This is a genomic window from Pseudofrankia coriaricola (genome assembly GCF_001854805.1).
GTDB lineage: Bacteria > Actinomycetota > Actinomycetes > Frankiales > Frankiaceae > Pseudofrankia.
In genome coordinates this window covers 49,747-73,490 of the sequence record NZ_MBLO01000204.1, presented here as the reverse complement: position 1 = coordinate 73,490, position 23,744 = coordinate 49,747, and the positions used below count along the sequence as shown (strand labels likewise).

The window sequence follows — 23,744 nt, the reverse complement described above, 5'->3', positions numbered from 1 at the left end:
GGTGATCTCCGCGTTCCGCGGGACCGGGGTGATCTCCGCGTTCCGCGGGACCGGGGTGATCTCCGCGTTCCGCGGGACCGGGGTGATCTCCGCGTAGCCTTCACGCCGTGGGTGTGCTGCTCGTGGCAGCTGGTGGTGGCGGCGATGCGCTCGCGGCGGCGATGGTGCATCGCGCCCTTCGGTCCGGCGATCCGCCGCCCGTCGTGCTCACATACGCCTGGGAACGGCTGCGGGTCGATCCACTGCCAGGGCCACGCGGGCCAGAAGGGTTCACCGGCCTGCTCGCCGCCGGCCGGCATAGCCACGAGATCACCCCCGCCAGCGACACCGTGCCCGCCGGCCGGTCGATGCTGCCAAGACTCGCCGGCGAGTCGTCCGCGCGCCTCATCCTTCTTGACCCGGCTGGCGGTGCGGGTGGCCTCCACCGCCAGCTGGCCGAACAGATCGAGGTGACCGCGGCCGACGAGGTGTGGATCGTCGACGTCGGCGGTGACGTCATGGCCTCGGGCCACGAGCCTGGACTGCGAAGCCCACTGGCCGACGGGTTGGTTGCCGCCGCGGCCCTGGGAATGCCAGTGCCGGTCAAGGTCCTCGCCGCCGGGCCTGGCCTGGACGGCGAGTTGTCCGAAACCGAGGTGCTCGGCCGCGTCGCCGCGCTGGGAGGCCGCCACCTCACCACACTGACCAGGTCAGACGTCGAGTTCGCGGTGCCCCTGCTCGCCTGGCATCCCAGCGAGGTGACAGCCCTTCGTGTCGCGTCTGCCCTCGGCATCCGCGGCCGAGTCGAGATCCGTGACCAGGGCCTGGCCCTTGACCTCGGCCCTCGTAGCGCCGAGGTCCATGTCGTCGGTCTGACTTCCCTCGCGGAGAACGCGCCGTACGTCGCCGCGCTCGCCGACACCACGACCCTGGATGAGGCGGAGGAAGTCATTCGACGCGTCCGGGGCTTCTCGGAGATCGACTACGAGCGTAAGAAGGCGGCGGCAATGCGCTCGTCGCGATCAGCCAGGTCGGCTGCCACCCTGCTGCGGGAGGCCGAGAAGTACTGCGTCGATGCCCGGGCCCGGGGCGTCGCCTATCTGGCCTTCCGCCGCCTGGCCGAAGTTCTCGACGTCAGCCCGGGCGACATCCGCGCGCTGCATCGACAGCACCTCGTTGGCCCGTCGGACACGGACCAGCCACAGCTACCCCTTTGGCCAACCAGCTGATCCGGTTGGTCAGCGATTCGTTTCGGTGGACCAGTCTTCGGCGAAGTGGGCGGTCTGATCGAGGACCTGGTCTATAGCGCGCTGCTCGGCGTCGGGCGGGTAGCCGTGGCGGGCGAGGAGGCGCTTGATGGTGCTGCGGAGGCGGGCGCGGACGTCGTCGCGGGCGGCCCAGTCGACGGTGACGCCCTTGCGGACCTGGATGACCAGGTCGCGGGCGATGTCGGCGAGCTTGTCCGTTCCGAGTTCCGTGATCGCAGATTCGTTGTCCGCGACGGCGTCGTAGAAGGCCAGTTCCTCGTAGGAGAGCGCGGGGGTGAAGTCCTTGCCGCGGTCGGCGTCGGCGCTGACGTCCTTGGCCATCTTGACCAGCTCGGCGAGGATCTCGGCTGAGGTGAGGTGCTGCTGGCGGTAGCGGTTCATCAGATCGGCCAACCGCTCGGAGAAGCTGCGCTGGCGGACGACGTTGTGCTTCGTGACGGCGCGCATCGTCTGTTCGATCGCCCGGCGCAGCGCCTCGATCGCCAGGTTCGGGGTCTTCGACGCTCGGATCCGCGCGAGGTATGCCTCGTCGAGGTTGGACAGGTCGGGACGGTCCAGCTCGGCGGCCTCGTAGATGTCGGTGGGCAGGCCGGCGTCGATCGTCTCGGCGGTGAGCTGGCGTAGCAGGATCTCGATCTCGTCGGGTACCGGCTTGCCCGCGGCGCGCCGCTCCTCGGCGTCGATCTTGGCCATCCAGACGCGGGCGGCCTGGAAGAACGCGATGTCGGCGCGCAGGTCGTCGAGCTGGCCGGAGACGGAGCACAGCGCGTAGGCCCGTTCCAGCTGGGACGCCCTGTCTCGAAACCGCGCGGCCAGCGGGAGCGTGCCACCCTCCTCGGTGGCGACGTTCTCCGGCGTGGTCGGGTCGCGTAGGTATTCGACGGTGCCGAGCACAGCGTCCTTGTACGCGGTCTTGGTGCCGGCGGCCAGCGCGGCCCGCCAGTCGTGGCCGTGGAGGATGGCGACGATGACGTCGTGCAGGTCGCGGACCTTGCCGAGGACCTCGTCGATATCGCGGCCGAGCGGCTCGTTCGCCTGGTCTTCGCCCGTGTACTCGGCCAGTGCCTCGCGCAGGCGGTCGACGAGCGGGGCGTAGCCGACGAGCAGGCCGGCGTCCTTGTTCAGGTAGGTGCGGTTGACCCGGGCGATCGCCTGCATGAGCGCGGCACCGCGCATCGGCTTGTCCAGGTAGAGGGTGTGCAGCGGCGGCGAGTCGAAGCCGGTGAGCAGCATCGACTGGACGATCACCAGCTCCAGGGGGTCGTTCGGGTCCTTGAGCCGCTGCTGGATCGCCTTGTTCTGCGCCGGCCGGCGGACGTGCTTGAAGATCTCGCCCTTGTCCGCGCTGCTTCCGGTGTAGACAACCTTGATCTTCCCTCTGTCGGCCGCGTCGTCGTGCCAGCCGGGGCGTAGGGCGACGATCTCCCGGTAGACGTCCGCGCAAATTTGCCGGGTGGCGCAGACGATCATTCCCTTGCCCGGGCCGTCAATGAGCGGGCGCATTTGTTCGGAGCGATGCTCCCAGTGCTTGACCAGGTCATCGGCGAGCGTCCTCAGTCGGGCGGGCGCGCCGTACAGCGCGTTCAGCACCGCGACCCGGCGCTGGAGCCGTTCCTTCTCCGCGTCGTCCAGACCGGTCGTGATCAGGGCGACCTCGTCGTCGATCATCTCCGGGTCCATGCCGTCGGGAAGCTCGACGGGGATGATCCGGGCCTCGTGGAAGACGCGGACCGTGGCTCCGTCCTCGACCGCGCGGGTCAGGTCGTAGACATCGATGTAGTCGCCGAACATCTTCCGGGTGTTGCGCTCGGCTTCCGAGATCGGCGTGCCGGTGAAGGCGATGAACGTGGCCTTGGGCAGGGCCTCGCGCAGCCGGAGCGCATAGCCGTCGAGATCGTCGTAGTGGCTGCGGTGCGCTTCGTCGACAATGATGATGATGTTCGTGCGGTTCGACAGCAGCGGATGGGACCGCTTGGCGTCCCGTTCCGCCGGGGTGAGGCCGAACTTCTGCAGAGTGCTGAACAGGATGCCGCCGGTCGCCCGGCTGGACAGTTCCGCCCGCAGATCGTCGCGGGTCGCGATCTGGGTGGGGGCGCCGGGCAGCAGGGTGCTCTGGGCGAAGACGCCGTACAACTGGTCGTCGAGGTCGATCCGGTCGGTCAGCACCAGGATCGTCGGGTTCGCCAGCCGCGGGTCCACACTGACCTGGTAGGCGTAAAGCTCCATCTCCATCGACTTGCCGGAGCCCTGCGTGTGCCAGACGACGCCAGCCTTGCCGTTGCTCCGCGTCGCCTCCACGGTCTTCTCGACGGCGCGGCTGACCGCGAAGTACTGGTGCGGCTTCGCGATCCGCTTCGCCAAGCCCGTCTTGGGCACGTTGGCGAAGGTGATGTAGCCGCGCAGCAGGTCGAGGAACCGGCGCTGGTCGAACAGGCCGTGCAGCAGGACGTCCTGGGCGTCGTCGTAGCGGATGTCGCCGAGTTCGCGCGGCTCGGGCACCCCGCCGGGCAGGTGCGGGCGCAGCGGGTTGCCCTCGTCGTCGACGTTCCAGGGTGCGAAGTGGTTGAACGGGGTGAACGGCGTGCCGTAGCGGGCGGTCACCCCGTCGGAGACGGCGAACAGCGCGGTCGCCCGGAACGCGAGCGGCAACGCGTCCACGTAGTTCATCAGCTGCTGATGCGCGTCCTTGATACCGGTGCTCTCGGCGCTCGCGCTCTTCAGCTCCAGAACGGCGGCGGGCAGGCCGTTCAGGTAGAGAACGACGTCGAGCCGGTGGTCGGTCCGGTCCCCGTCAACCCGGACCTGGTTCGCGACGACGTACTCGTTCATCACCTGGTCGCGGAAATCGACCAGCCGGATCGTCGGCCAGGCCTCGGCCCCGTACTCATCGACCACCGGGACCGAGCGGATGCCCCGGGTCATGAACTCGTGTAGCCGCTGGTTCTCCGTGATCGCATCCCGGGACGACGCGCCGAGCACGGTCGTGACCGCGTCGTCGACGGTGGCCGCCAGTAGGTCTGGGTTAAGCCGGCTGACGGCCTCCCGCAACCGCTCGACCAGGATCGGCTCCGCCCACGAGCGGCGCTCACCGGTGCCCGGCGCCAGCTTGCGCCCCGGGATGTGCTCCCACCCGAGCTCCTCGAGCGTCTCGACCGCGTCGGCCTCCCAGTCCTGCTCGGCCATGCCCCCCGACCCGACGTTCACGTCACATCCTCCACAACCTTCTCCGCGTCGCGGACCCGGATCTCACCTGACATCAGTTTTGGCAGCAAGGTGTCGCGCAGCTCGGCTAGCGTCCGATTCTGACGCTCCGCTGTATCAACCAACGCGAGCAACGGGCGAACCGTATGAGTGAGCCGACTAATCACACCGCCATCGAAATCTGGAACCAATCTTGATAGTGCCGCCGTTCGGTTCAATCCCGGGATTGCGGAGTCCCCAACGAGCCCTTCCAGCCCTGCGCTTTGCAAGAGGAAGTATGCGAATTCGGGTGTAACTTTAGTGCTTTGTGGTTCAACGTAGAATGCGGTGTCTATAACCCAGCAGGGTTGCGGAGACCAGGACACGGCTCCCGCATTCGCGCCCTTGCGACCCACCACGGCGCCGGCGGCCCGGCTAAGCGGAGTATCATGCCAACCGACCTGGCCGGTGCAGCCGAACACTGGAAACCTGCCGTCGCGGCGATCGGGCTCGCGGAGTGCCTTGCCATAAACTAGGTCGACAAGATCTCCTAGGCTCACATCCATGCCAGACCCAGATTTACAGCCCTGGAACTGGGTTCGGGCAAGCTCGCTAGCTGTCCTGGCACACTGGGCGTTGACCTCAATCTTGTCATCCAGTGCTCCGAGAACTGCCACTATCTCCGCTTGGTCTGCCAATGAAGGCACCTTAAGTAGCATATTTTTCGCGGCCCCCACATTGAAGTGCTGTTGAACGGCTCCAACGGTGTGGGCGGAGATGTAGTGTCTTGCAGTTACATTGATCGCGTAGCAGAGGAACCGGGAGTCGACCGTGGACGTCGGCCTCGCGATCACAAGATCAGAACAGTTCGCTTCCCCCAAGTCATCCGGAATCCTCGCGGCAGCGCCGGGCTCGCCAGTACGGACAATGACGACGTCTCCCGCGCGGAGCTTTGACTTCGATAGCTCTTGATGGAAATCTCGCGGGATATGCTTGATATTCTCAAGGTCGAGACGGCCCGCTCGAACATTCTGGGATCGCAGGAATGGGACGCCCGAGTTGACATATCGAGAAGCCATCGAACCGACATGGCCAACAGTAATATGTTCACATAGCTGGCCAAGGCTTCGTGTCTCCCACTCAGACATCGAGGCGCTCCAGTTGGGTGCGGACTTCCTTTTCGAGGCGGGCGGACTCCTCGAAGTGGGCGAGCAGCTCCTTGGTGAGGCGTTCGATCTTCTCGGCGATCGGCTCGTCCCCCGACGTGTCAACCTCAGTGGCGCCGACGTAGCGGCCAGGGGTCAACACGTGGTCGTGGGTGCGGATCTCGTCGGTCGTCGCCGAGTAGTAGAAGCCGGGGACGTCGGCGTAGGCCAGACCCGCGCCCCGGGCGGAGCGGGTGCTGCGCCAGGCGTGGTAAGTGCCGGCGATCTTCGCTAGATCGTCGTCGGTGAAGACGCGTTCCGTGCGGTCGACCATCGTGCCCATGCTCCGGGCGTCGATGAACAAAGTCTCGCCACGGCGGTCGGTCAGCACCTTGCTGCCCATCGGGGTCTTGTTCTTGGCGAAGAACCAGAGGCAAGCGGGGATCTGAGTAGTGCGGAACAACTGCGGCGGTAGGGCCACTATGCAGGCGACCAGGTCGGCCTCGACGAGCGCGGCCCGGATCTCACCTTCGCCCGACTGGTTCGACGACATCGAGCCGTTCGCCATCACCACGCCGGCCACGCCGTTCGTGGCGAGCTTCGAGATGATGTGCTGCATCCAGGCGAAGTTCGCGTTGCCGGCCGGCGGGACGCCGTAGCGCCAGCGCGGATCGTCGGTGAGGCGCGCCCAGTCGGACATGTTGAACGGCGGGTTCGCGAGGATGAAGTCGGCGCGCAGGTCCGGGTGGCGATCGACGCGAAACGTGTCGTCCCACTTCTCGCTCAGGTTGCCGGTGATGCCGTGGATGGCGAGGTTCATCTTCGCCAGCCGCCAGGTGCGCTCGTTGTTCTCCTGACCGTAGACCGAGATGTCGTCGCGGCGCCCTTGGTGCTCGTCGATGAACTTCTCGGCTTGGACGAACATGCCGCCTGAGCCGCAGCACGGGTCGTAGACCCGTCCCTGGTAGGGCTCCATGATCTCGACCATCAGTCGAACAACGCTCGCTGGCGTGTAGAACTCGCCGCCGCGCTTGCCCTCCGCCCGGGCGAACTTCTCCAGGAAGTACTCGTAGACCTCGCCGAGTACGTCCCGCGCAGACCGCGTGGCGGCCTCGGCCGGAACCGCGGGCGCCGGCTCGGCGAACAGACCACCGTCGTCGCTGGGGGCCGTGTTGGGCTGGGCCGGGACGGTCAGTCGGTGGCCGGTGAAGCGGGCGTCGCCGAGGAGGTCGACCAGTTCACCCAGACGGCGTTGGTCTACGCTGGGGCTGTTGAAGATCTTCGGCAGGACGCCGGTCAGCGCTTCGTTCCCTTCCTCCCGCATGATGGCGTCCATCGCGGCGTCGAGGAGCTGACCGATACCGGCGCTCTTCGCGTTCGCCGCGAGCTCGTCCCACCGGGCCTGCCGAGGAACCCAGAAGACGCCCTGCCCGAGGTACTCGTCCTTGTCGTCGAGGAACTGCTCGACCCGCGACTCGGGGACGCCGTCGGCGAGGACGTCCTGGCGGATCGCCTCGCGCCGTTCGGTGAAGGCGTCCGAGACGTACTTGAGGAAGACGAGGCCGAGGACGAAGTCCTTGTACTGGGCGGCGTCCATCGAGCCACGCAGCTTGTCGGCCGCCTTCCAGAGCGTCTCGCGCAGGTCGGCCATCGTCGGAGGGCCGGCGGCGGCCTTCTTCCTCGGGGGCATGGTGCTCCTTGGGGGTGAAACGTCGGTTCGGGCTGGGACTGGGCGGGGTCAGGGTCAGGAACGTGGATGGGCTCGGGCCTCGGACCGCTTACGGCCGGCGGGCGGACTGGCGGGCTGTGCTGGTATCGGCGGGATCAGGGTCAGTGTGCCGTCCGCGAGCCCACCCACCGTGATCCGGCCCAGCTCGTCCAGCAGGTCAAGCTCGCGCAGCGCCGCCGCCCGGCGTGCGTTCGCCGCCGCGAGCAGCGTGTCCAACCGCCCGGACACAGCGGCGGGCAGCATCGCGATCTGGAGATCCGCGAGCTTCCGCGGCCCGCGCACCGCACCCGGTGTCCGCGCGGCCGGCGCGGCCGCGGTGAGCAACGCCGCCAGCACGTGCGGGGTGATCGTCTCCAGCCCAGCCGGCGTCAGCCGCAGGACCCGCGCCGGAAACTCCACGACGGACGAGCCCGCCTCATCGACCAAAGCGCCGAAGCGCGGGGTCAAGGTCACGATTACGTCGCCCGGCTCGGTCAACCCGGCCCGCGGGTATCCGTCGGCCAATACATAGAGCCCGATCCGCCGCTCACCCAGTCGCGCCCCGCCGATTAGCTCTGACGACCCGACAACCGGGTGGGCTACCGGATCCCCGCGTCCCGACCCGGCACGCCCGACGACGACATCGGCTGCCGCGATCCGCGCGCCCGGAAAGATCCTCAGCACAGGGCCGTCGGGCCCGGTCGTGCGCGAGAGCCGCCCGAGCGACACGATCGGGACCGGCCGCGGCTCGTCCCGCTCGGCGATGAGGGGCGACGAGGCGGTTGATACTGGGGTGGACCCGACGTCCTCGACCCCAATATCGGCTGCCGCGTCGCCGATTCCGTTGGCGTCGGCCGGCCTGGCGAGCTGGTGCTCGAGCTCGCGGACGCGGGCGACCGCATGGGCGGCCCGGCGGGTCGGCTCGCCCGCCGGCCGGGGAGCGGTCAGCGCCATCGGCGGCCGGCCGGGCGCGGACACCAGGTCGGCGATCAGCGCCTGGCTGGCAAACGTCCGCCCGTGCAGCTCCGGCCGGTAGCCATCACGCCGCCAGGTCGTCACGTCGACCGCCAGCGACTCGACGACCTGCGCCGTCAGCTCCCGGTCGGAGAGGTCGGCGAGCAGCACTCGGCCACGCGCCGGCGCGGCGTCGTCGCGGCGCAGCACCCACAGCGAGGTCCGATACCCCGGCCGGTACGGCACCATCCCGCCCGGCAACGCCACCACCGCCTCGACCAGCCCGGTCCCCAGCAACTCGTCGCGACGGCGGGTCGCCGACCGGTTCGCTGGCAGCGGGTCAACGAGCACCTCGGCCGGTCCGACAACCACAGCGGTCTGCCGAGGCCCCAGCCCTTCGGCGATCCCGCGCACGGCAACCAGCACATCCGCCCCGTCGCGGCTCTCGGCGGGCTGGAAGGGCAGGCAGGTGACGACGACATCCGCGCCACTGGCCGGCCGAGAGCCCGCCGGCTTGCCCGCGCCCTGCCCGGTGCCCGCCAGCCGGCGTCCGGCCGACGCGCGGATGTCGACGAACCGCGCCGCGAGCCCGGCGACCACGAGCCGCCGGCGGGCCAGCCGGGCAAGGAAGCGGCTGGGCTCGACGCCGGAAAGCCGCAGTTCCCCCTCGTCCCCGATCTCCTCGGCATCGTGCTGGACGGCGGCGACAACGGCCCGGAGCAGGTCGCCGCCGCCGGCGGCCGGGTCCGCGACCCGGACGGCACCTGGCCTCGCCGCCCCGGTTTCGAGGGTGCCGGACTGCGTGGCTTCCTCGATCTCGACGAGCCGTTCCACCACGCCGGAGAGCTTCACGGCCAGCCAGGCAAGCTCGCCGACGACCGCCTCGGCATACAGCTCGGGGATGTCGAACCGGTGCCGGACCGCCAACAGCCGCTCGAACGCGTCGGCCGTGTTGTAGGCCGCCTCCACCAGCTCGTCGACCGCGGGCACCAGCCAGCCCGCGTCGGCGGGGCGCAGGGCCTCGACCTCGGCGAGCAGTAGCCGGTCGTCCGGGTCCACGCGCCGCGCCCTGGCCAGCAGGCCGGCCACCAGCGCACGGCCCTCGTCATCCCCATCGCTGTCGCTGTCGGCCTGCCGCCCGTCGACGAGCGATTCGTCATCGTCGAGGTGACGCAGACAGATCAGCGCGGTCGCGGTGCCGACCAGAAGCCGAGCGGGCATTCGCTCGGCGAGCGTCCGTAGCTGGTAAAGCCGCAGCTCGGCGGCGTCGACCCGACGGGCGCCATGACCAGTCGCCACCAGCCAGTCCACGACGGCGTCGGCCTCGAAAAGCGGTGAGCCGGTCCGCGCGAGGGGCGCCCGCACTGGCGCGGGAAAATCGGGGAACCGGCGCCGCCACGTAGTCACCACTGGCCGCCGCACCCCCGCGAGCTCGGCTATCTCCGGCATGGAGATGAGCGATGCGTCCGATGACATCGACATCTCTCTCGGCCTCCAGCCCGCACGTTCGCCCGGCCAGCCACACCTGATCGGGTTCCGCCAGCATAGCGACGATCTAGCGTCTCTCCGATGTTGAGATCTGATAACCCGGGTTATCAGTGAATGCCTTCGCTGTTTCGTCGTCGCCTTCCTAACGTGATCTCTCGCCGGGCGGCTCGGGGGGCCGCCCGGCGCCTGTCCATCACACGGCTGGCGCCGACCCGTCACCGGGCCGCGGCGCCGAGCAGACACCTGAGGAGGCGCCGCGATGACCACGCAGGCGACGACATCCGTAATGACCACTCCGTCGCGCCGACCGCGCGCGGGCCGGGCCATGGTCCGCGCCCTGGTCGCCGGGCTGGCCCTGCCCCTGGCGCTGACCGCGTGCACGGTCTCCGACCCGGACGGGGACGGAGCGACCGTCGTCGGCCAGTCGGGCCAATCGGGCCAGCCAGCCGCCGCCGACGGTGCCAGCGCGGCCGCCGATGGTGCGCCTGGCACCCGCCGGAACCCGGTTCTCGCCGGCACCACCGTCAAGATCGGCGACTGGCAAGTAGCGCTCGGGCTTACGAACCTCAACGCGAACGACCAGGTCGCGGCCGAGAACCAGTTCAACGCCCCGCCCGCGACCGGCCGTCAGTTTGTCCTGGTGCCCGTCCAGGTCACCTACACCGGCACCGAGTCCGGCACGGCGTGGGTCAACCTGTCGATCAAGTTCTACGGCGCGGGCGGCAACACCTTCGGCGGCGGCCCGAACGACAGCTGCGGCGTCGTCCCGCACGACCTCATCGAGCTCGGCGAGATGTTCCCCGGTGCGAACGGGTCGGGCAACGAGTGCGTCTCCGTCCCCGCCGACCAGGTCGCGGGCGGTGCCTGGATCGTCGAGGAGTCATTCGCCCTCGACGACAACCGTGTCTTCTTCGCCCTCAAGTAGCCGTCCCTGCCTTCGCGATTAGCCGACCCAACCACGACATCAGGTGAAAGAAGCAGGCGAAAGAAGGGAGTGTGCCGCGATGACCGAGCCGACCGTCGCGCGGGACGAGCTGTACGAGGTGCTGTTCGACGCGGTGATTGAGGCCGACAGCCTTTCTGACCAGGTCAAGGACCTGGTGCTGGCCGCGTTCGAAGGGGCCGAGGAACTGGAGCGGGCGCTCGGTGGCGCCGCCGTCGTCCGGGCCGAGCCGCTCCGCCTGGCGCGGCCAGATCCCGGCCAGATTCCGGGAGTGTTCCTGAAGTCCATCTCGGTCCGCGGCTTCCGCGGCATCGGGCCGACCGCCACGCTCGATCTGCAGCCAGGGCGTGGGCTGGTCCTCGTCGTCGGCCGCAACGGCTCGGGGAAGTCCAGCTTCGCCGAGGCGGCCGAGTTCGTCCTCACCAACCGGACCGAGCGGGCGGAACGCGGGAAGGTGTGGCGGGACGGATGGCGCAACGTGCACCGCACCGAGGCGCCCCGCATCGAGCTGGAGCTGACGGTCGAAGGCTCCAGGCGGAGCTACACCGTCGTCCGGGAGTGGCCGGCGGACAACAGGGACATCACGGCCGGAACGACCCAGGTCCTGGTCCACAGCGAGTCGCCGCGGCCGTTCGCCGAGCTGGCGTGGCACACAGCGCTGACGGATTACCGGCCCTTCCTCGCGTACAGCGAGCTGAGCGGCCTGATCACCAATCCGAACAGTGAGATCTTCGACGCGTTGGCGCCGATTCTCGGGCTCGACGATCTTACCGACGCCGACCAGCGCCTGCAGAAGACGCATAGCGCGATCAAGGCGGCGGCCAAGGCCGCCGGACCCAGCCGGACAGCCTTGCTCGCGGCGCTCACCCCGTCCGACGACCCGCGCGCCGCGACCGTTATCGAGGCGCTTTCCAAGGCATCCCCGCACCGCTGGGACCTGGAGGCGGCCACGACCGCCGCGTGTGGCCCCGTCAGCCCTTCCGTGCACCCGGTCACCGGTGTCGTCGGGCCGACCGAGGACGAGGTCACGCGGCTGCGTGACCTGGCGGCACTCACCGTGCCAGCCGCCACCGACGTGGCCGCGCGGGCCGACGGCCTGCGCGCCGCGGTCAAGCGGGTGGCGGACTTGGACGGAACCCCCGCCGCCGAGGCCCGCCGGCTCGCGTCCCTGCTCACAGCCGGGCTCGACCATCACCACACGACCGGTGACGGCCCCTGCCCGGTATGCGGGACGGGCACGCTCGACGGTGCCTGGCGCACCGCCGCCACCGCCGAGGTGAACCGACTACGAGGGCTCGCGACCGAGGCCGACGCCGCGGTGGTGGGCCTCGACGCCGCGACCCGGACGGCACTCGCGCTGGTTGCCGACAGCCCGCCGGCGCTCGCTCGCGCGAACATCGCCGCCGACCGGGCCGAGGCCGGCGCCGCCGCGGAGCTGGACGAGCTGACGGCCCAGGCGCTGGCCGCCTGGCGGGACTGGTCGCGGATGCGGGAGGTCACCACCCCGGGTCAGCTTGCCGACGAGCTCGGCCGCCGCTACCAGCCGCTCACCGCCGCGGTCGACGCGCTGCGTGCCATCGCGGCCGCTCGGTTGGCGGAGATCGAGACGGCGTGGACGCCACTGGCGCGACGAGTCCTGGAGTGGGTGGCCGAAGCCCGACCCGTCCAGGAGCGGCAGCCGCTGCTCACGACCATCGAGAACGCTCGCAAGTTCCTCGGAGTTCTGACCAAGCGGCTTCGCGATGAGCGGTTGGCTCCGTTCGCCGAGCAACTGCGGGAGATCTGGACCAGGCTCCGGCAGGAGAGCAACGTCGACCTCGGCCCGATCAGCCTGGAGGGTACGTCCACCCGGCGCCGGCTTCGGATCGATGCGACGGTCGACGGGGTCGGCGGTGAGGCGCTGGGCGTGATGAGCCAGGGCGAGCTGCACGCGTTGGGCCTCGCCATGTTCCTGCCCCGGGCGACTCGGCCCGAGAGCCCGTTCCGGTTCGTCGTCATCGACGACCCGGTGCAGGCGATGGACCCCGCCAAGGTCGACGGCCTCGCCCAGGTCCTTCTGGAGAAGGCGAAGCAGCGCCAGGTCGTGGTGTTCACCCACGACGACCGGCTCGCGGACGCGGTCCGGCGGTTCAGCAAGCCTGACGACATGGCGCGCCGCGTCGAGGTCTTCCGCCGGGAGGGGTCGGTCGTCGAGCCGCGCACCGCGCTGGACCCGGCGGCGCAGTGCCTCAAGGACGCCGACGCGCTCGCGCGCACCGACAGCCTTCCGGACGACGTCAAGGCCGGGCTGATCCCCGCGCTGTGCAAGTCGGCTGTCGACGCCGTCTGCGCCGATGTGTTTCGGCGCCGGCGGCTGGCGAGCGGGGCCAGCCACCCGGCGGTGGAGAAGGAGCTGGAGGAAGCGAAGAGGACGATCACCCGGGCGGCGCTCGCGATCCACCTCGACCGGTCGAAGGACAGCGGTGTTCTCGGCTGGGTCAACAGGCAGTGGGGATCGTCGTACGGGGACACCCTGAAGGTCGCCAATGTGAGCGGCCATCAGCCGTACGGCGGCGACTACCTGGAACTGGTCAAGGACACCCGCGCGCTGGTCCGCAAGTTCGAGGCCCTGCGGTGACCGCGCCACGCTACCTGGATACGGTCGACAGCCTGCTTCGGGAAAGCTTTCCCGACACCGCCGGCCGGTGGCCCCGTGCCTGTGCCTGGCTGCTGCGTCTGGCGCTGGAGGACGCGCTGCGCGACCTGTGGAACCGCGAGCACCCGGCCGTGGCCACGGTCTCGATGCGGGCCCAGCTGCTCAGCCTCCGCATCCTGCGCGGCCTGGACCCGACAGTTCCCGCCCGCGCCGATTATCTGTGGGCCTGCCTGTCCCGTGCCGGCCACTACCACCCTTACGAACTTTCTCCCACTGCTTCCGAACTCCGCGGCTGGCACAACGACGTTTACGGCTTGGTCGTCGCCCTCAACGCCCGTATTACCGGTTGACAGGCACCAGGCGTCGACCCGACCCGACCCGCCCGGCACCGGCGGCGTCCAGGCAGTCGATACTGGGGTTCGCCAGGCGGTCCTGACCCCAATTCGCCTGCCTCGATGCGGCTCGCGGCGGCCTCGGGCGGCGGACGCGCGAGTTACAGCGGCCGAGGGCCTTGAGGGAGAGGTAGGCGTCGGTGACGGCGGGGGCCTGGCGGCCGGTGGCGATGCGCTCGCGGCGGTGATGGCTCAGAGCGCCTTCCGCCCGACATCAACGGCAAGGGCCGCCGTGGGGCATTAGCCCCGGATGACGTCCTCGACGGTGGTCGCGGTGGCCGCGTGGCGAAGCCACTGGTCGAGCTGCGCGGTGTCAACGCTGGCGAGAATCCGCTCACGGATCGCGTCAGGTACAGGTACACCGCGGCTCTCGAGCACCAGCAGCACCGCCTTCGCCTCGCCGCGGGCCTCCCCGAGGGCCTCGCCGCGGGCCTCACCACGGGCGTCGGCCTCGTTGAGTATCTCGTCGTAGTAACGCTTACCGACGGTCGTGGTCATCAGAAACGCCTCCCATCGGGCCCGAGCCGGTGCGGGCAGCCTACCCACTGTCACGTTATGGTAAAAGATCTTCGCCGTCGGTTCCAACGTAGCGAGCGCGGCCAGCAGCGCCGGGTACATGTCCTCGACGCTGGCGTCGTCGAGGTGGCACATCGCGGAGAACAGCACCCGCGCCGGCCGGATCGCCGCCAGCTCGTCATCGACGATGGGCGGCACGTCGGCGGGAGTGAAGAACCACGGCCGCAGCCACGCGCCGCTGCGGGTGTCCCGGGCGACCTGGTCGCGGTACCAGTCGGCCACCGCCTTGTCGGGGACGAAGACCACCAGCGAGGCCTTGACGCGGAACTCGGTCTCCATATGGCCGACATACAGCTTCCAGGATCCGAGTTTGTCCGGATCCCGGCCGCGCTGGACCTCGTAGACGGTCGCCCGCAGCGGCAGGTCGTCCTTCCCGCAGTACAGCACCATCGCGTCCGCCTGGTAGGTCCGCGGGCGGACATTCGGGTCGTAAAGGCGTGCGTGGTCGAAGGTCGGGGCGTCGTCGCCGAGCAGCTCGGTCTGCACCCAGTCGGGCAGGGACGGGTCGAGCCGGAGCAGCTCGAGCGGCGTCTCGTGGGCGGAGGTGGGCATATCGCCACCATGCCTGATGGGTCCGACAGGTCGGATTCGGGTGGTGCACCCCCGGATCCACGGAGGGCGACGCCGCCAGCGAGCGGCCGCGTTGAGACAGGCGATATTGGGTTGACCCGGCGGTCCTCGGTCCCTGACCCCGATATCGCCTGCCACGATGAGGCTCGCGGCGGCCTCAGCCGGCCAGCTACAGGCGGCCGAGGGCCTTCAGGGACAGGTAGGCATCGGTGACGGCGGGGGCGTAGCGGTCGGGGGCGGCGTCGACGACCTCGACGCCGCGGCTGCGCAGCTCCTCGGTGAGCTGGCGGCGGCGCAGCAGGGTCTGTTCGGCCGAGGCGGCCGCGTAGACGTCGCGGACGTCGCCGCGGCCGGTGGCGAGCTCGGCGAGCCTCGGGTCGCGCAGGGCGGCGACCAGCACCGTGTGCCGGGCGGTCAGCGCCGGCAGCGCCGGCAGCAGCGACTCCTCGATCACCGCCGGCACCAGCTCGCTGAAGATGACGACCAGCGCGCGCCGGCGGGTCATGCGCAGCACCGTCGAGACGATGCCCTCGTGGTCGGCCTCGACGAGTGCCGGCTCCAGCGTCGCCATCGCCTCGCTCATCCGCGACAGCAGGTTTCCCTCGCTCGACTCGGGCAGCGTCAGGCGCGCCTCGCTGTCGTGCGCGACGAGCCCGACCCGGTCACCGGCGCGCAGCGCGACGGCGGTCAGCAGCAGCGCGGCGTCGAGCGCGTGGTCGAGCCGAGGTGCGTCGCCGACTCGGCCGGCCGACGTGCGGGCCGTGTCCAGCACGCAGACCACCCGGCGGTCGCGTTCCGGGCGGAACGTCTTCACGACGACCGAGCCGCGCCGGGCGGTGCCGCGCCAGTCGATGTTGCGGACGTCGTCGCCGATCACGTAGTCGCGCAGGCTGTCGAACTCGGAGCCCGCCCCGCCGCCGCGGATGGCCACCTGGCCCTCGACCTCGCGCAGCCGGGCGAGCGCCGACGGCAGGTGACGGCGGGAGTGGAACGGTGGCAGCACCCGCACCCGCCACGGGCAGTGGTGGCGGCCCTGCCGTCCGGCCAGGCCCAGCGGGCCGAGCGAGCGGACGGTGATCCGGAACGGCTCCCGGTCACCACGCCGCGTCGGGTAGAGAGTCGCCTCCAGGAAGCGTCGCTCGCCGGCCGGAACGGTCACGCTGTAGGTCAGCGGCCGCGCGCCGGCCGACGGCGGCCACGCGTCCCGGATCCTGGCCCGCACCGCCCGGGTGCCGTTGTTGCTGACGGTCAGCACCAGCGGCACCGGCTGGCCGAGCCGCGCGCCGCGCGGCCCGCTCCGGGAGAACTCCAACGCCCGGACCGAGCCGGCGAGCGCCACGTCGAGCAGCACCAGCCCGACGATCAGCAGGTCGACGATCAGGATCACGACGCCGGGGACAGGGGCGAGCGCCACCGCCACCGCGCCGAGGAACGCGCATGCCGCCGCCCGCCCGGTTATCGCCATCGGCTGCTCAGCGGGGGACGGGAACGGTCGCGAGCACCTGCTCGAGCACCACGTCCGCGGTGACACCGTCCAGCTCGGCCTCCGGGCGCAGGCTGATCCGGTGCCGCAGCGTCGCGCGGGCGAGCGCCTTCACGTCGTCCGGGGTGGCATAGCCGCGGCCGGACAGCCACGCCCACGCCTTCGACGTCGCGAGCAGCGCCGTCGCGCCTCGCGGCGACACCCCGAGCAGGACCGACGGCGCGGAGCGGGTCGCCCGGGCGAGGTCGACGATGTACGCCAGCACCTCGGGACGGACCTGGACGGCGCGGGCACTGGCCCGGGCGATGGCCAGCTCGGCCGGGCCGGCGACCGCCGTCACGCCGGCGGCGTCGAGGTCACCGGGGTCAAAGCCCGCCGCGTGGTGCGCGAGCACCCGGACCTCGTCGTCACGGGACGGCAGCGGCAGCGTCACCTTGACGAGGAACCGGTCGAGCTGTGCCTCGGGCAGCGGGTAGGTGCCCTCGTGCTCGACCGGGTTCTGCGTGGCCAGCACGGCGAACGGGCTGGGCAGCGGCCTGGGGGTGCCGTCGACGCTGACCTGGCGCTCCTCCATGACCTCCAGCAGCGACGCCTGAGTCTTCGGCGGGGTGCGGTTGATCTCGTCGGCGAGCAGCAGGTTGGTGAAGACCGGGCCCTCGCGGAAGGCGAACTCGGAGCTCCGGTTGTCGTAGAACAGCGAGCCGGTGACGTCGCCGGGCATCAGGTCGGGGGTGAACTGCAGCCGCTTGGTCTCCAGCGCGAGCGCCCTGGCCAGGGTACGCACCAGCAGGGTCTTCGCCACGCCGGGAACGCCCTCCAGCAGCGCGTGGCCGCGGCAGAGCAGCGCCACCACCAGGCCGCTGACGGCCGCGTCCTGGCCGATGACGGCCTTCCCCACCTCGGAACGCAGCCGGACCAGCGCCGCCCTCGCGGCCTCCTGCTCCTGCGCGGACGGCATGCCGGCGGGCGCCGCCGCCACGGGCGCCGGCCGCGTTACGGGCGGCGGGGGCGGCGGGGGTGGCGGTGACGGTGGCGGGACGGTCAGCGCCGGGCCCGTGACCGGCGCGGGCGCGGCTGGCCACGGCGTCGGCAGTGGGGGTGGGGGTGGCTGTTCCGACGGTGGGGACGTCGAGGGCCGCGGGGCCGGCGCGGTCGGCGGCGGGGGCCCGAACGGCGCCCGGATCGTGTCGCCCCCGACGATGGTGACCTCACCGGCCGCCTCGTCCTCGAGTGCCGGGTCCTCGGGCGGCGCCGTGGTCCCGGGCGGCGCCGTCGTTGCGGACGGCCTGGCGGCGCCAGGGTAGCCCTGGCCGCCGGCCGCGCCAGGTTCCGGCGCCGGAACACCGGGGACATAGGCGCCGGGATACGGAGTTGTCACCTTCCACCCACCTGCCGATCGAGCTTGTCGAGTGCTTTAGCGAGCCGAACCAGCGCGGCGTCGTCCAGCGGTTCTGGTTGCTGGGGACCCGGCGCGGGGGGCCCGCCGGCGGGGGGAGCCGGCCAGGCCCCCGGCGCCGGCATGACCGCGGCCGGCGGCGCGGCCTGGGCCGCGGGCGACCAGCCCGAACCGTACAGGAGCGCCCAGATCTTCACCGGCGGGCGGCCTGTCCGCGCGACGACCGAGGCTACGAGGGCCGCCGGGTCCGGCCCGCTGATCTCCTTCGCCACGGCGCCGGCACGCACTGTGCCACCAGCGCCGGGCGCGCTGTGCGGCGGCAGGCCCAGCCGGTCGGCGAGCCGGGCGCGCAGGCCCGCGCGCAACGCCTCGGCGGCGAGGCCGCGCGCCCTGGCCGCCGAGTAGAGCCGGCCGCGGCCCTCCGTGGTCTCGGCGGCGCGCACGACCACGGGCAGCGGTTCCGGCACCGGTGGGCCGAGCCGCCGTCCGCGCCAGAGCGCCAGCAGGACGAGCGCGACGAGGATCTGCAGGCAGGTCAGCCAGAAGCCGGGCCCCAGCAGGTCCGCGACGCTGTCGCGGTCGGCCGGGTCCGTGAGGACCTGCTCCTGGATCACCCAGTCCAGGTGGGAGTGGCGGGCGAGCAGACCGAGGGCGAGTGCGGCGTTGCCCTCGCGGTCGAGATCGGCGTTGGTGAGGAAGCCCGCCCCGCTGAGCAGCACGAGCCGCCCGGCCCAGCTCGGCGCCGTCACCACGGCCAGCGGCGCGCCGCCCGCGGGCGGCGCGTAGCAGAACGTGGCCGTGACGCCGGCCGCCGGCCCCTCGGGAGCCTCGGTGGGCCGGTCGTAGTGGACCGAGCCGGAGATCGTCGTGCGGCCCGCCGTGCGGGCCTCGGCCAGCTCGCAGGCCGGGGTCTTCGCGCCGGGCAGGGTGACCGTGTCGACGGTGTCGACGGGCACGTCCAGCGCGGCCAGCACGTTGGCGTTGGCTCCCACCAGCACCACGTCGGCGCCGTCCTCGGCAAGCTGACGCAGGTTGCCGAGGGTGTAGCGGTCGAGCCGGCCCGGCCTGATCACGACCATCGTCAGGTCGGCGGCGTCGCCCGGCGCGGTCAGCGCGTCCCACGCATGGTCGCGGGGGGTGACGTCGATGCCGCGGTGGCGCAGGATCTCGGCGAGCGCCATGGTGCCGGCTGGTGCCGGCGACCTGGTGTCCAGGGACTCCTTGCCGCCGCTCGACGGCTGGCCGATCGCCACGGCGAGCAGGGAGTAGGCGACGACGACCACGCCGACGACGGCGAGCGCGATCGTCACCCGTCGCCGCGTGGCCGGGCGCGGACCGCTCTGCTGGAACGTCGAGCCGGTCGGCCCGGGCCCGCCCGGCCCGCCCGCGCCAGGCGTGCCGGCCGGCTGGCCCGGCGGGGCCGGGGCGGGGGCCGTCGGGGCGGTCATGCGGGCACCGCGTGGCTCGGGCCGGAGGGGCGGTCCTCGTGTGCCGGCCGGCGGACGTCCGCGAGTGCGTCGTCGRCCCGCACGACCGCCTGGTACGACTCGGGGCCGGCCGGACGGCCGCCGTACCAGATATCGCTGAACACGGCCACCGCGACGCGCAGCTCGCCGATGCCGGTCGTCGTGACCGCCGTCATCTCCATGACCAGCTCGCCGGCGGTGCGACTTGCCCTCGGGTCGAGGACACCCTTCTCCTCCAGCATCCGCACCACGGCGCGCAGCCGGGAGCGCACCGCCTCGGCGTGGCGGCCGGCAGCCGCGTGCCCCTCCGCCTCGGCGCGAAGCGCCCGTGCGGACAGGGCGCTCGCGAGGTCGGTCTCCTGCGAGCGGTCCCTGGCCGAGCGGCGGACCGGGCCGAGCCACAGCCGCAGCACCATCGCCAGCGCGACCAGCACCAGCAGCACGGCGAGGATGCCGAGCCCGGTGTAGTTCCCACCAGGCTGGTGGACGTTGGGGTCGAGCCAGTCGAAGAGCTGGCTCAACTTGTGGTTGATCCAGTCGACGGCCCGGTGTAGCCAGCCCGGCGAGTGGCGCCCGTCCTGACGGCCGTAGATGTCGCGTGAGAGCTCCCGGCGTGCCTCGTCCTGGGCGCCCTCGCGGGTGACCGCGCCGCCGAGCGTCGCCATCAGGACCACCCGCCCTGGTGCGGCCATCCGCTCTGGCCCGGCGGCGGCGCCGGCGGGCGGGCACCGGCCGCCGGAAAACCAGGAACCGGGATGCCCGCGGCAGGGAAGCCAGCCGTGGGGAAGCCGGCGGCCGGCGGGGCGGCCGCCGCGGCGACGGCGTCAGTGGCGCCGGTGGCCGCCGCCCGCGCGAGGGTGACGTCGAGGGCCTCCCTGCGGATCCGCCGGTCGATGTAGAGGATCGCGATGACGCCGGCGAGCACCGGGGTGACGATCGTGACGATCAGAAGGCTCCCCAGGGCCTGGACGACGAGGCCGGTGGTGCTTGGATTCCCGGACGACTCGGTGAGCGACGACGATGCGGGCGCCGTGAACAGGGCGACCGGCACGCTCACGACGAGTACCAGCGTTCCGGCGATTACCCCAGCGAGTAGCAGGATGCCGAACGTTCGCCACCAGGCGCCCCGGATCAGGTAACGCGACCGGCGCAGTGCGCCCGTGACCGTCCCGCCCTCCAACGCGTACACCGGGGTGGCGAAGCAGAACAGCACCCCCAGCCAGATCGACACCGCGCCGAGCGTGACCAGGCCGAGGACCATCAGCAACGTGAGCAGCAGGGCCAGCCTCACCAGCCCCGGCAACCGGGGCGCGACCCGGCGGACCGCCGCCCCGAGGCCGATCCGGGACCTGCCGGCGGGCCCCGGGCCGAGGCTCGCCTCGGCGACGACGACCGCGAGCACTCCGGCCAGCAGGATCACCAGCATGAAGTCGAGCCCGCGCAGCACGACCTGCAGCAGCGTGTAGAAGGCGAACGACGCGTCCTGGGCGGCGAGCGTCACGATCGCGCCCACGGTCTCGAACACGGCTCCGGTTACGAGGGTGAGCCCGAGCGTCGCGCCCGGGTTCGTCCGCATCGTGACGAACGCGCCGTCAAGGATCTCGCTGACGCTCAGCGGCCGCAACGGCACCACGCTCGTCGCGGCGCCGACCGGTCGCCCCGCCGGCCGGCGGAAGGCGCCGCGGCGGGCGCCGCCGCCCGCGCCGCCACCACCGGCGAGCTCGGAACCCGGAGCCGACCAGCCAGCCGTCGAGGCCCCGGGAGCGTGCTGTCCCTGCCCGCCCGGGCTCGGCGCGGGTACCGGGCTCCATCCCGCCGCTCCCGGTGCCGGGCCCGCCGGCCCCGCCGGCACGGCGGGCCCCCACTGACCGGGTCCCCATGGGCCCGGCGGGGGCTGGCCAGGGCCGTAGGGGGGCGGCGGGGGCTGGCCGGGACCGTATGGGGGCGGCGGCGGATACGGGCCAGTGACCGGCCCACCTACGGCCATGCGCGCTCCCGTCGTCCCGAATGATCGGGCTCATCCTTTCAGAGCCGGGCCGGAGCGGTACCGGCGCCGTCGGGCGGCCGACGCCGCGGACACTCCGTGCTCATCCCGGGAGGCCGGGCCGGAGACAGCCCGCCGGCGTGGGTTGTCCACAGGGCGGACGCCGGGGCTGGCGCGGGCGAGGGCGCTGGCCGATGCTGCGCGGGTGACCGGATCACGGCGCCGCGGCGCGTGGGTGCACCAGACCGCTCGTGGGCCGGCGCGCTCGGCGCTCGGCACCCTGGCCGACCTGGTGCTGCCGCGGGCCTGCGCCGGCTGCGGGCGCGCCGGCGCCGCGGTGTGCGCGGCCTGCGCCGCGGTGCTGGCCGGTCCCCCGATTCTCGCCGCCCCGGGCAGTGCGGCCACCCCGGGGCGGCGAGGCCCGCCGCCATGCGTCGCGGCCGCCCGCTACGCCGGCCCGGCCGGCTCGCTGGTGATCGCGTACAAGGAGCGTGGCCGCCTGGATCTCACCGGCCCGCTCGGCGGTGCGCTGGCCTCCGCGGTCAGCGCGGCCCTCGCCGTCACGCGCCCGCCTGTCGGGCCGGGCACCGGAGTGGTCCTGCTCGTACCGGTGCCGGCAAGCGGGGCGGCGCTGCGCCAGCGAGGGTTCGACCATGTCGCCAGGGTGGCGGCGGCCGCCGCCCGGGTGACGACCCGCGCCGGCATGCCGACGTGGGTCGCGCCGCTGTTGCGCCCGGTCCGCCGGACGGCCGACCAGGCCGGGCTCGGGGCCCGCGCGCGGGCCGCGAACGTCGCCGGGGCGTTCGCGGCGCGGCCGGCGGTGGCGGCCCGGGTGGCGGCGGCCTGCCGGGAGGCCGGTCCCGCCGGTCAGGAGGGACGCGGCCCTGTCTGGCCCGTTCGGACCGGGCCCGCCGACGGGCCGTCCCGGGCCGGCGGGCCAGACGGTGGCCTGCGCGCGGGCGGAGGCCAGCCCGGCCCGGCCGGCGGCCGGCCGGGCCGAGTTCCGACCGACAGGGTCGACGTCGTGGTGGTGGACGACGTGGCGACCACCGGCGCCACGCTCGCCGAGGCGGTACGGGCGCTTCGCCAGGCCGGGGTGCCGGTGCTGGCCACGGCCGTCATCGCGGCGGCCGGCGGCACTCCGGCACGCCCACGTGTCCGATTGCCCACCACGCGGGTACCGGATGGGTGAAACTAGATGGCCTACCGGTGAACGGGCGGGTCGTCCGACCACCCGCGCTCCGGTAGGCGGGCGCCGACATCCGCCACACCAGGCGAGACGAGAGGAGCGGACCGACAGGCAGGACCGATCGAGACCGCACAGCGGCGACAGGCGCGCGTTTTTCCTGAGATGGGGGACAGCCAGTACGACGACGAGACCCGGTTCGGTCGGGCCCGCTCGGGCCCGTGCCAGCACCGGAGCGCCGGGCTCCGTCCCGGATGCGGAGCTAAGCCGCCGCACCGCGGACGGGACACCCGGCCGGCGAACGGGAGGTGGATCGCGTGGACATCGTGGTCAAGGGCCGGCACACGGCGGTTCCAGAACGGTTCCGTACGCACGTCCAGAGCAAGCTCGCGAAGCTCGAACGGTACGACGGCAAGGTCATCCGGGTCGACGTCGAGCTGTCCAGGGAGCGCAACCCCCGCATGTCGGACGTCCGCGAGCGGGTCGAGCTCACTCTTTACAGCCGTGGTCCGGTGATCCGCGCCGAGGCCGCCGCCGCCGACCCCTACTCCGCGCTGGACGGGGCGACGAACAAGCTCGCCGAACGGCTGCGCCGGGCGGCCGAGCGCCGCGCCGACCACCAGCACGGTAACCACGGTCAGGGCCACGGGCGCGCCTATGTCGGGCCGCCGCTGACTGGCCGCGGGGACCGTGGCCCCGCCGCGTCGGAGCAGAACGAGCGCCGGGCGGCGTCCGCCCTGCCCGGGCAGGGCTCGGCGACGACGGGCGCACCGGCACCTTCCGGCGGTGGCGTGGTCACCCCGGCCGACGTCGCGGCCGCCGTGGGCAGGCGCGGCACGGCTGGCACCGGCCAGCGATCCCCGGGTGCCTCGAACGGCGCCCGGCCCGCCGGCGGCGAGCGCGAGTTCGAGCGCGAGTTGGAGGGCATCGACGTGGACCGTTACGAGCAGCCGGACCGCTCGCCCATGATCGTGCGTACCAAGACGCACCGGGCGGCGCCGATGACGCTGGACGACGCGCTGTCGAACATGGAGCTCGTCGGTCACGACTTCTACCTCTTCCAGGACCAGGTGACCGGGCAGGCGAGTGTCGTGTACCGCCGGCGAGGCTACGACTACGGCGTCATCCACCTGATCGGCCCGGAGGACCCGGCGGCGGCCTCGGACGAGGAGCGTGAGCCCATGGGAACGACGTCGTAGGAGGTCCCACGGAACGCCCGCGGCGGGCCGGCCTGGCCGGCCCGCCGCGCCGGCCCTCTGGAGAGCCCGGTCGGGGCTGCCCAGGGGGCCGGCTCGTGTCCGGCTTCCCGCCGACGGGCGCGCTTGCACGTCCGCCCGAAGTCAGGGCCCCGCTGCCTCACGGCTGTCCGTAAAGACGGAGATCCCACCGGT

Annotated in this window: 16 protein-coding genes; 6 read left to right on the top strand and 10 right to left on the bottom strand. The window is 72.1% G+C overall.

Features of this window, described 5'->3' with window-relative positions; genetic code table 11:
* The first annotated feature begins 122 nt into the window (after positions 1-122).
* Complete coding sequence (locus tag BCD48_RS22430; protein WP_157910551.1) at positions 123-1,208, top strand: DUF1152 domain-containing protein; 1,086 nt, start codon at positions 123-125, stop codon at positions 1,206-1,208.
* Between the two features lie 9 nt (positions 1,209-1,217).
* Here BCD48_RS22430 and BCD48_RS22425 read toward each other — a convergent pair whose 3' ends face one another.
* From BCD48_RS22425 to BCD48_RS22415, 4 genes are read right to left on the bottom strand one after another with little or no spacing between them, the layout of a single operon-like run.
* A complete protein-coding gene (locus BCD48_RS22425) occupies positions 1,218-4,451 on the bottom strand; it encodes a type I restriction endonuclease subunit R (RefSeq protein ID WP_198543352.1) in 3,234 nt (1,077 codons plus the stop codon).
* The gene (locus BCD48_RS47090) at positions 4,448-5,575 is read right to left on the bottom strand and encodes a restriction endonuclease subunit S (protein ID WP_083419035.1); all 1,128 of its coding nucleotides are present in this window, start codon (positions 5,573-5,575) and stop codon (positions 4,448-4,450) included. The genes BCD48_RS22425 and BCD48_RS47090 overlap by 4 nt, the downstream gene beginning before the upstream one ends.
* Positions 5,568-7,262, bottom strand: a complete 1,695-nt coding sequence (locus BCD48_RS22420) for a class I SAM-dependent DNA methyltransferase (RefSeq protein ID WP_071050355.1) — start codon at positions 7,260-7,262, stop codon at positions 5,568-5,570. The genes BCD48_RS47090 and BCD48_RS22420 overlap by 8 nt, the downstream gene beginning before the upstream one ends.
* 54 nt (positions 7,263-7,316) lie before the next feature.
* Complete coding sequence (locus tag BCD48_RS22415) at positions 7,317-9,710, bottom strand: hypothetical protein (protein WP_131804090.1); 2,394 nt, start codon at positions 9,708-9,710, stop codon at positions 7,317-7,319.
* A 271-nt stretch (positions 9,711-9,981) separates the two neighbouring features.
* Here BCD48_RS22415 and BCD48_RS22410 point away from each other — a divergent pair, with 271 nt between their 5' ends.
* From BCD48_RS22410 to BCD48_RS22400, 3 genes are all read left to right on the top strand, one after another.
* Entirely contained in the window at positions 9,982-10,647 is a 666-nt protein-coding gene (locus tag BCD48_RS22410) for a hypothetical protein (protein ID WP_071050353.1), read from the top strand.
* Positions 10,648-10,726: 79 nt separating this feature from the next.
* Positions 10,727-13,282 carry an AAA family ATPase gene (locus BCD48_RS22405; protein WP_071050352.1) on the top strand — a complete coding sequence of 852 codons (2,556 nt, stop codon included), beginning with the start codon at positions 10,727-10,729 and terminating at the stop codon, positions 13,280-13,282.
* Positions 13,279-13,650 carry a hypothetical protein gene (locus BCD48_RS22400; protein ID WP_071050351.1) on the top strand — a complete coding sequence of 124 codons (372 nt, stop codon included), beginning with the start codon at positions 13,279-13,281 and terminating at the stop codon, positions 13,648-13,650. Before BCD48_RS22405 ends, BCD48_RS22400 begins: the two co-directional genes overlap by 4 nt.
* A 282-nt stretch (positions 13,651-13,932) precedes the next feature.
* On the opposite strand, the gene BCD48_RS22395 is transcribed toward BCD48_RS22400, so the two are convergent.
* The 6 genes from BCD48_RS22395 to BCD48_RS22365 all read right to left on the bottom strand — a co-directional run bounded on the left by BCD48_RS22395 (position 13,933) and on the right by BCD48_RS22365 (position 21,035).
* Positions 13,933-14,820 carry a hypothetical protein gene (locus BCD48_RS22395; protein WP_071050350.1) on the bottom strand — a complete coding sequence of 296 codons (888 nt, stop codon included), beginning with the start codon at positions 14,818-14,820 and terminating at the stop codon, positions 13,933-13,935.
* Between the two features lie 187 nt (positions 14,821-15,007).
* On the bottom strand, positions 15,008-16,303 hold the full coding sequence (locus tag BCD48_RS22390) for a DUF58 domain-containing protein (protein WP_071050349.1): 1,296 nt from the start codon (positions 16,301-16,303) through the stop codon (positions 15,008-15,010).
* 7 nt (positions 16,304-16,310) lie between these two features.
* On the bottom strand, positions 16,311-17,279 hold the full coding sequence (locus tag BCD48_RS22385; protein WP_083419034.1) for an AAA family ATPase: 969 nt from the start codon (positions 17,277-17,279) through the stop codon (positions 16,311-16,313).
* Between the two features lie 416 nt (positions 17,280-17,695).
* The gene (locus BCD48_RS22375) at positions 17,696-19,165 is read right to left on the bottom strand and encodes a DUF4350 domain-containing protein (RefSeq protein WP_071050346.1); all 1,470 of its coding nucleotides are present in this window, start codon (positions 19,163-19,165) and stop codon (positions 17,696-17,698) included.
* A complete protein-coding gene (locus BCD48_RS22370; RefSeq protein WP_071050367.1) occupies positions 19,162-19,848 on the bottom strand; it encodes a DUF4129 domain-containing protein in 687 nt (228 codons plus the stop codon). The genes BCD48_RS22375 and BCD48_RS22370 overlap by 4 nt, the downstream gene beginning before the upstream one ends.
* A complete protein-coding gene (locus tag BCD48_RS22365; protein ID WP_198543351.1) occupies positions 19,848-21,035 on the bottom strand; it encodes a hypothetical protein in 1,188 nt (395 codons plus the stop codon). Before BCD48_RS22365 ends, BCD48_RS22370 begins: the two co-directional genes overlap by 1 nt.
* A 337-nt stretch (positions 21,036-21,372) precedes the next feature.
* Here BCD48_RS22365 and BCD48_RS53960 point away from each other — a divergent pair, with 337 nt between their 5' ends.
* Positions 21,373-22,359, top strand: coding sequence for a phosphoribosyltransferase family protein (locus BCD48_RS53960; protein WP_071050344.1), 987 nt, complete (start codon positions 21,373-21,375; stop codon positions 22,357-22,359).
* Between the two features lie 311 nt (positions 22,360-22,670).
* Positions 22,671-23,552 (top strand): ribosome hibernation-promoting factor, HPF/YfiA family, encoded by an 882-nt coding sequence (gene hpf / locus BCD48_RS22355; protein WP_071050343.1) that lies wholly within the window; start codon positions 22,671-22,673, stop codon positions 23,550-23,552.
* The last annotated feature ends 192 nt before the right edge of the window (positions 23,553-23,744 follow it).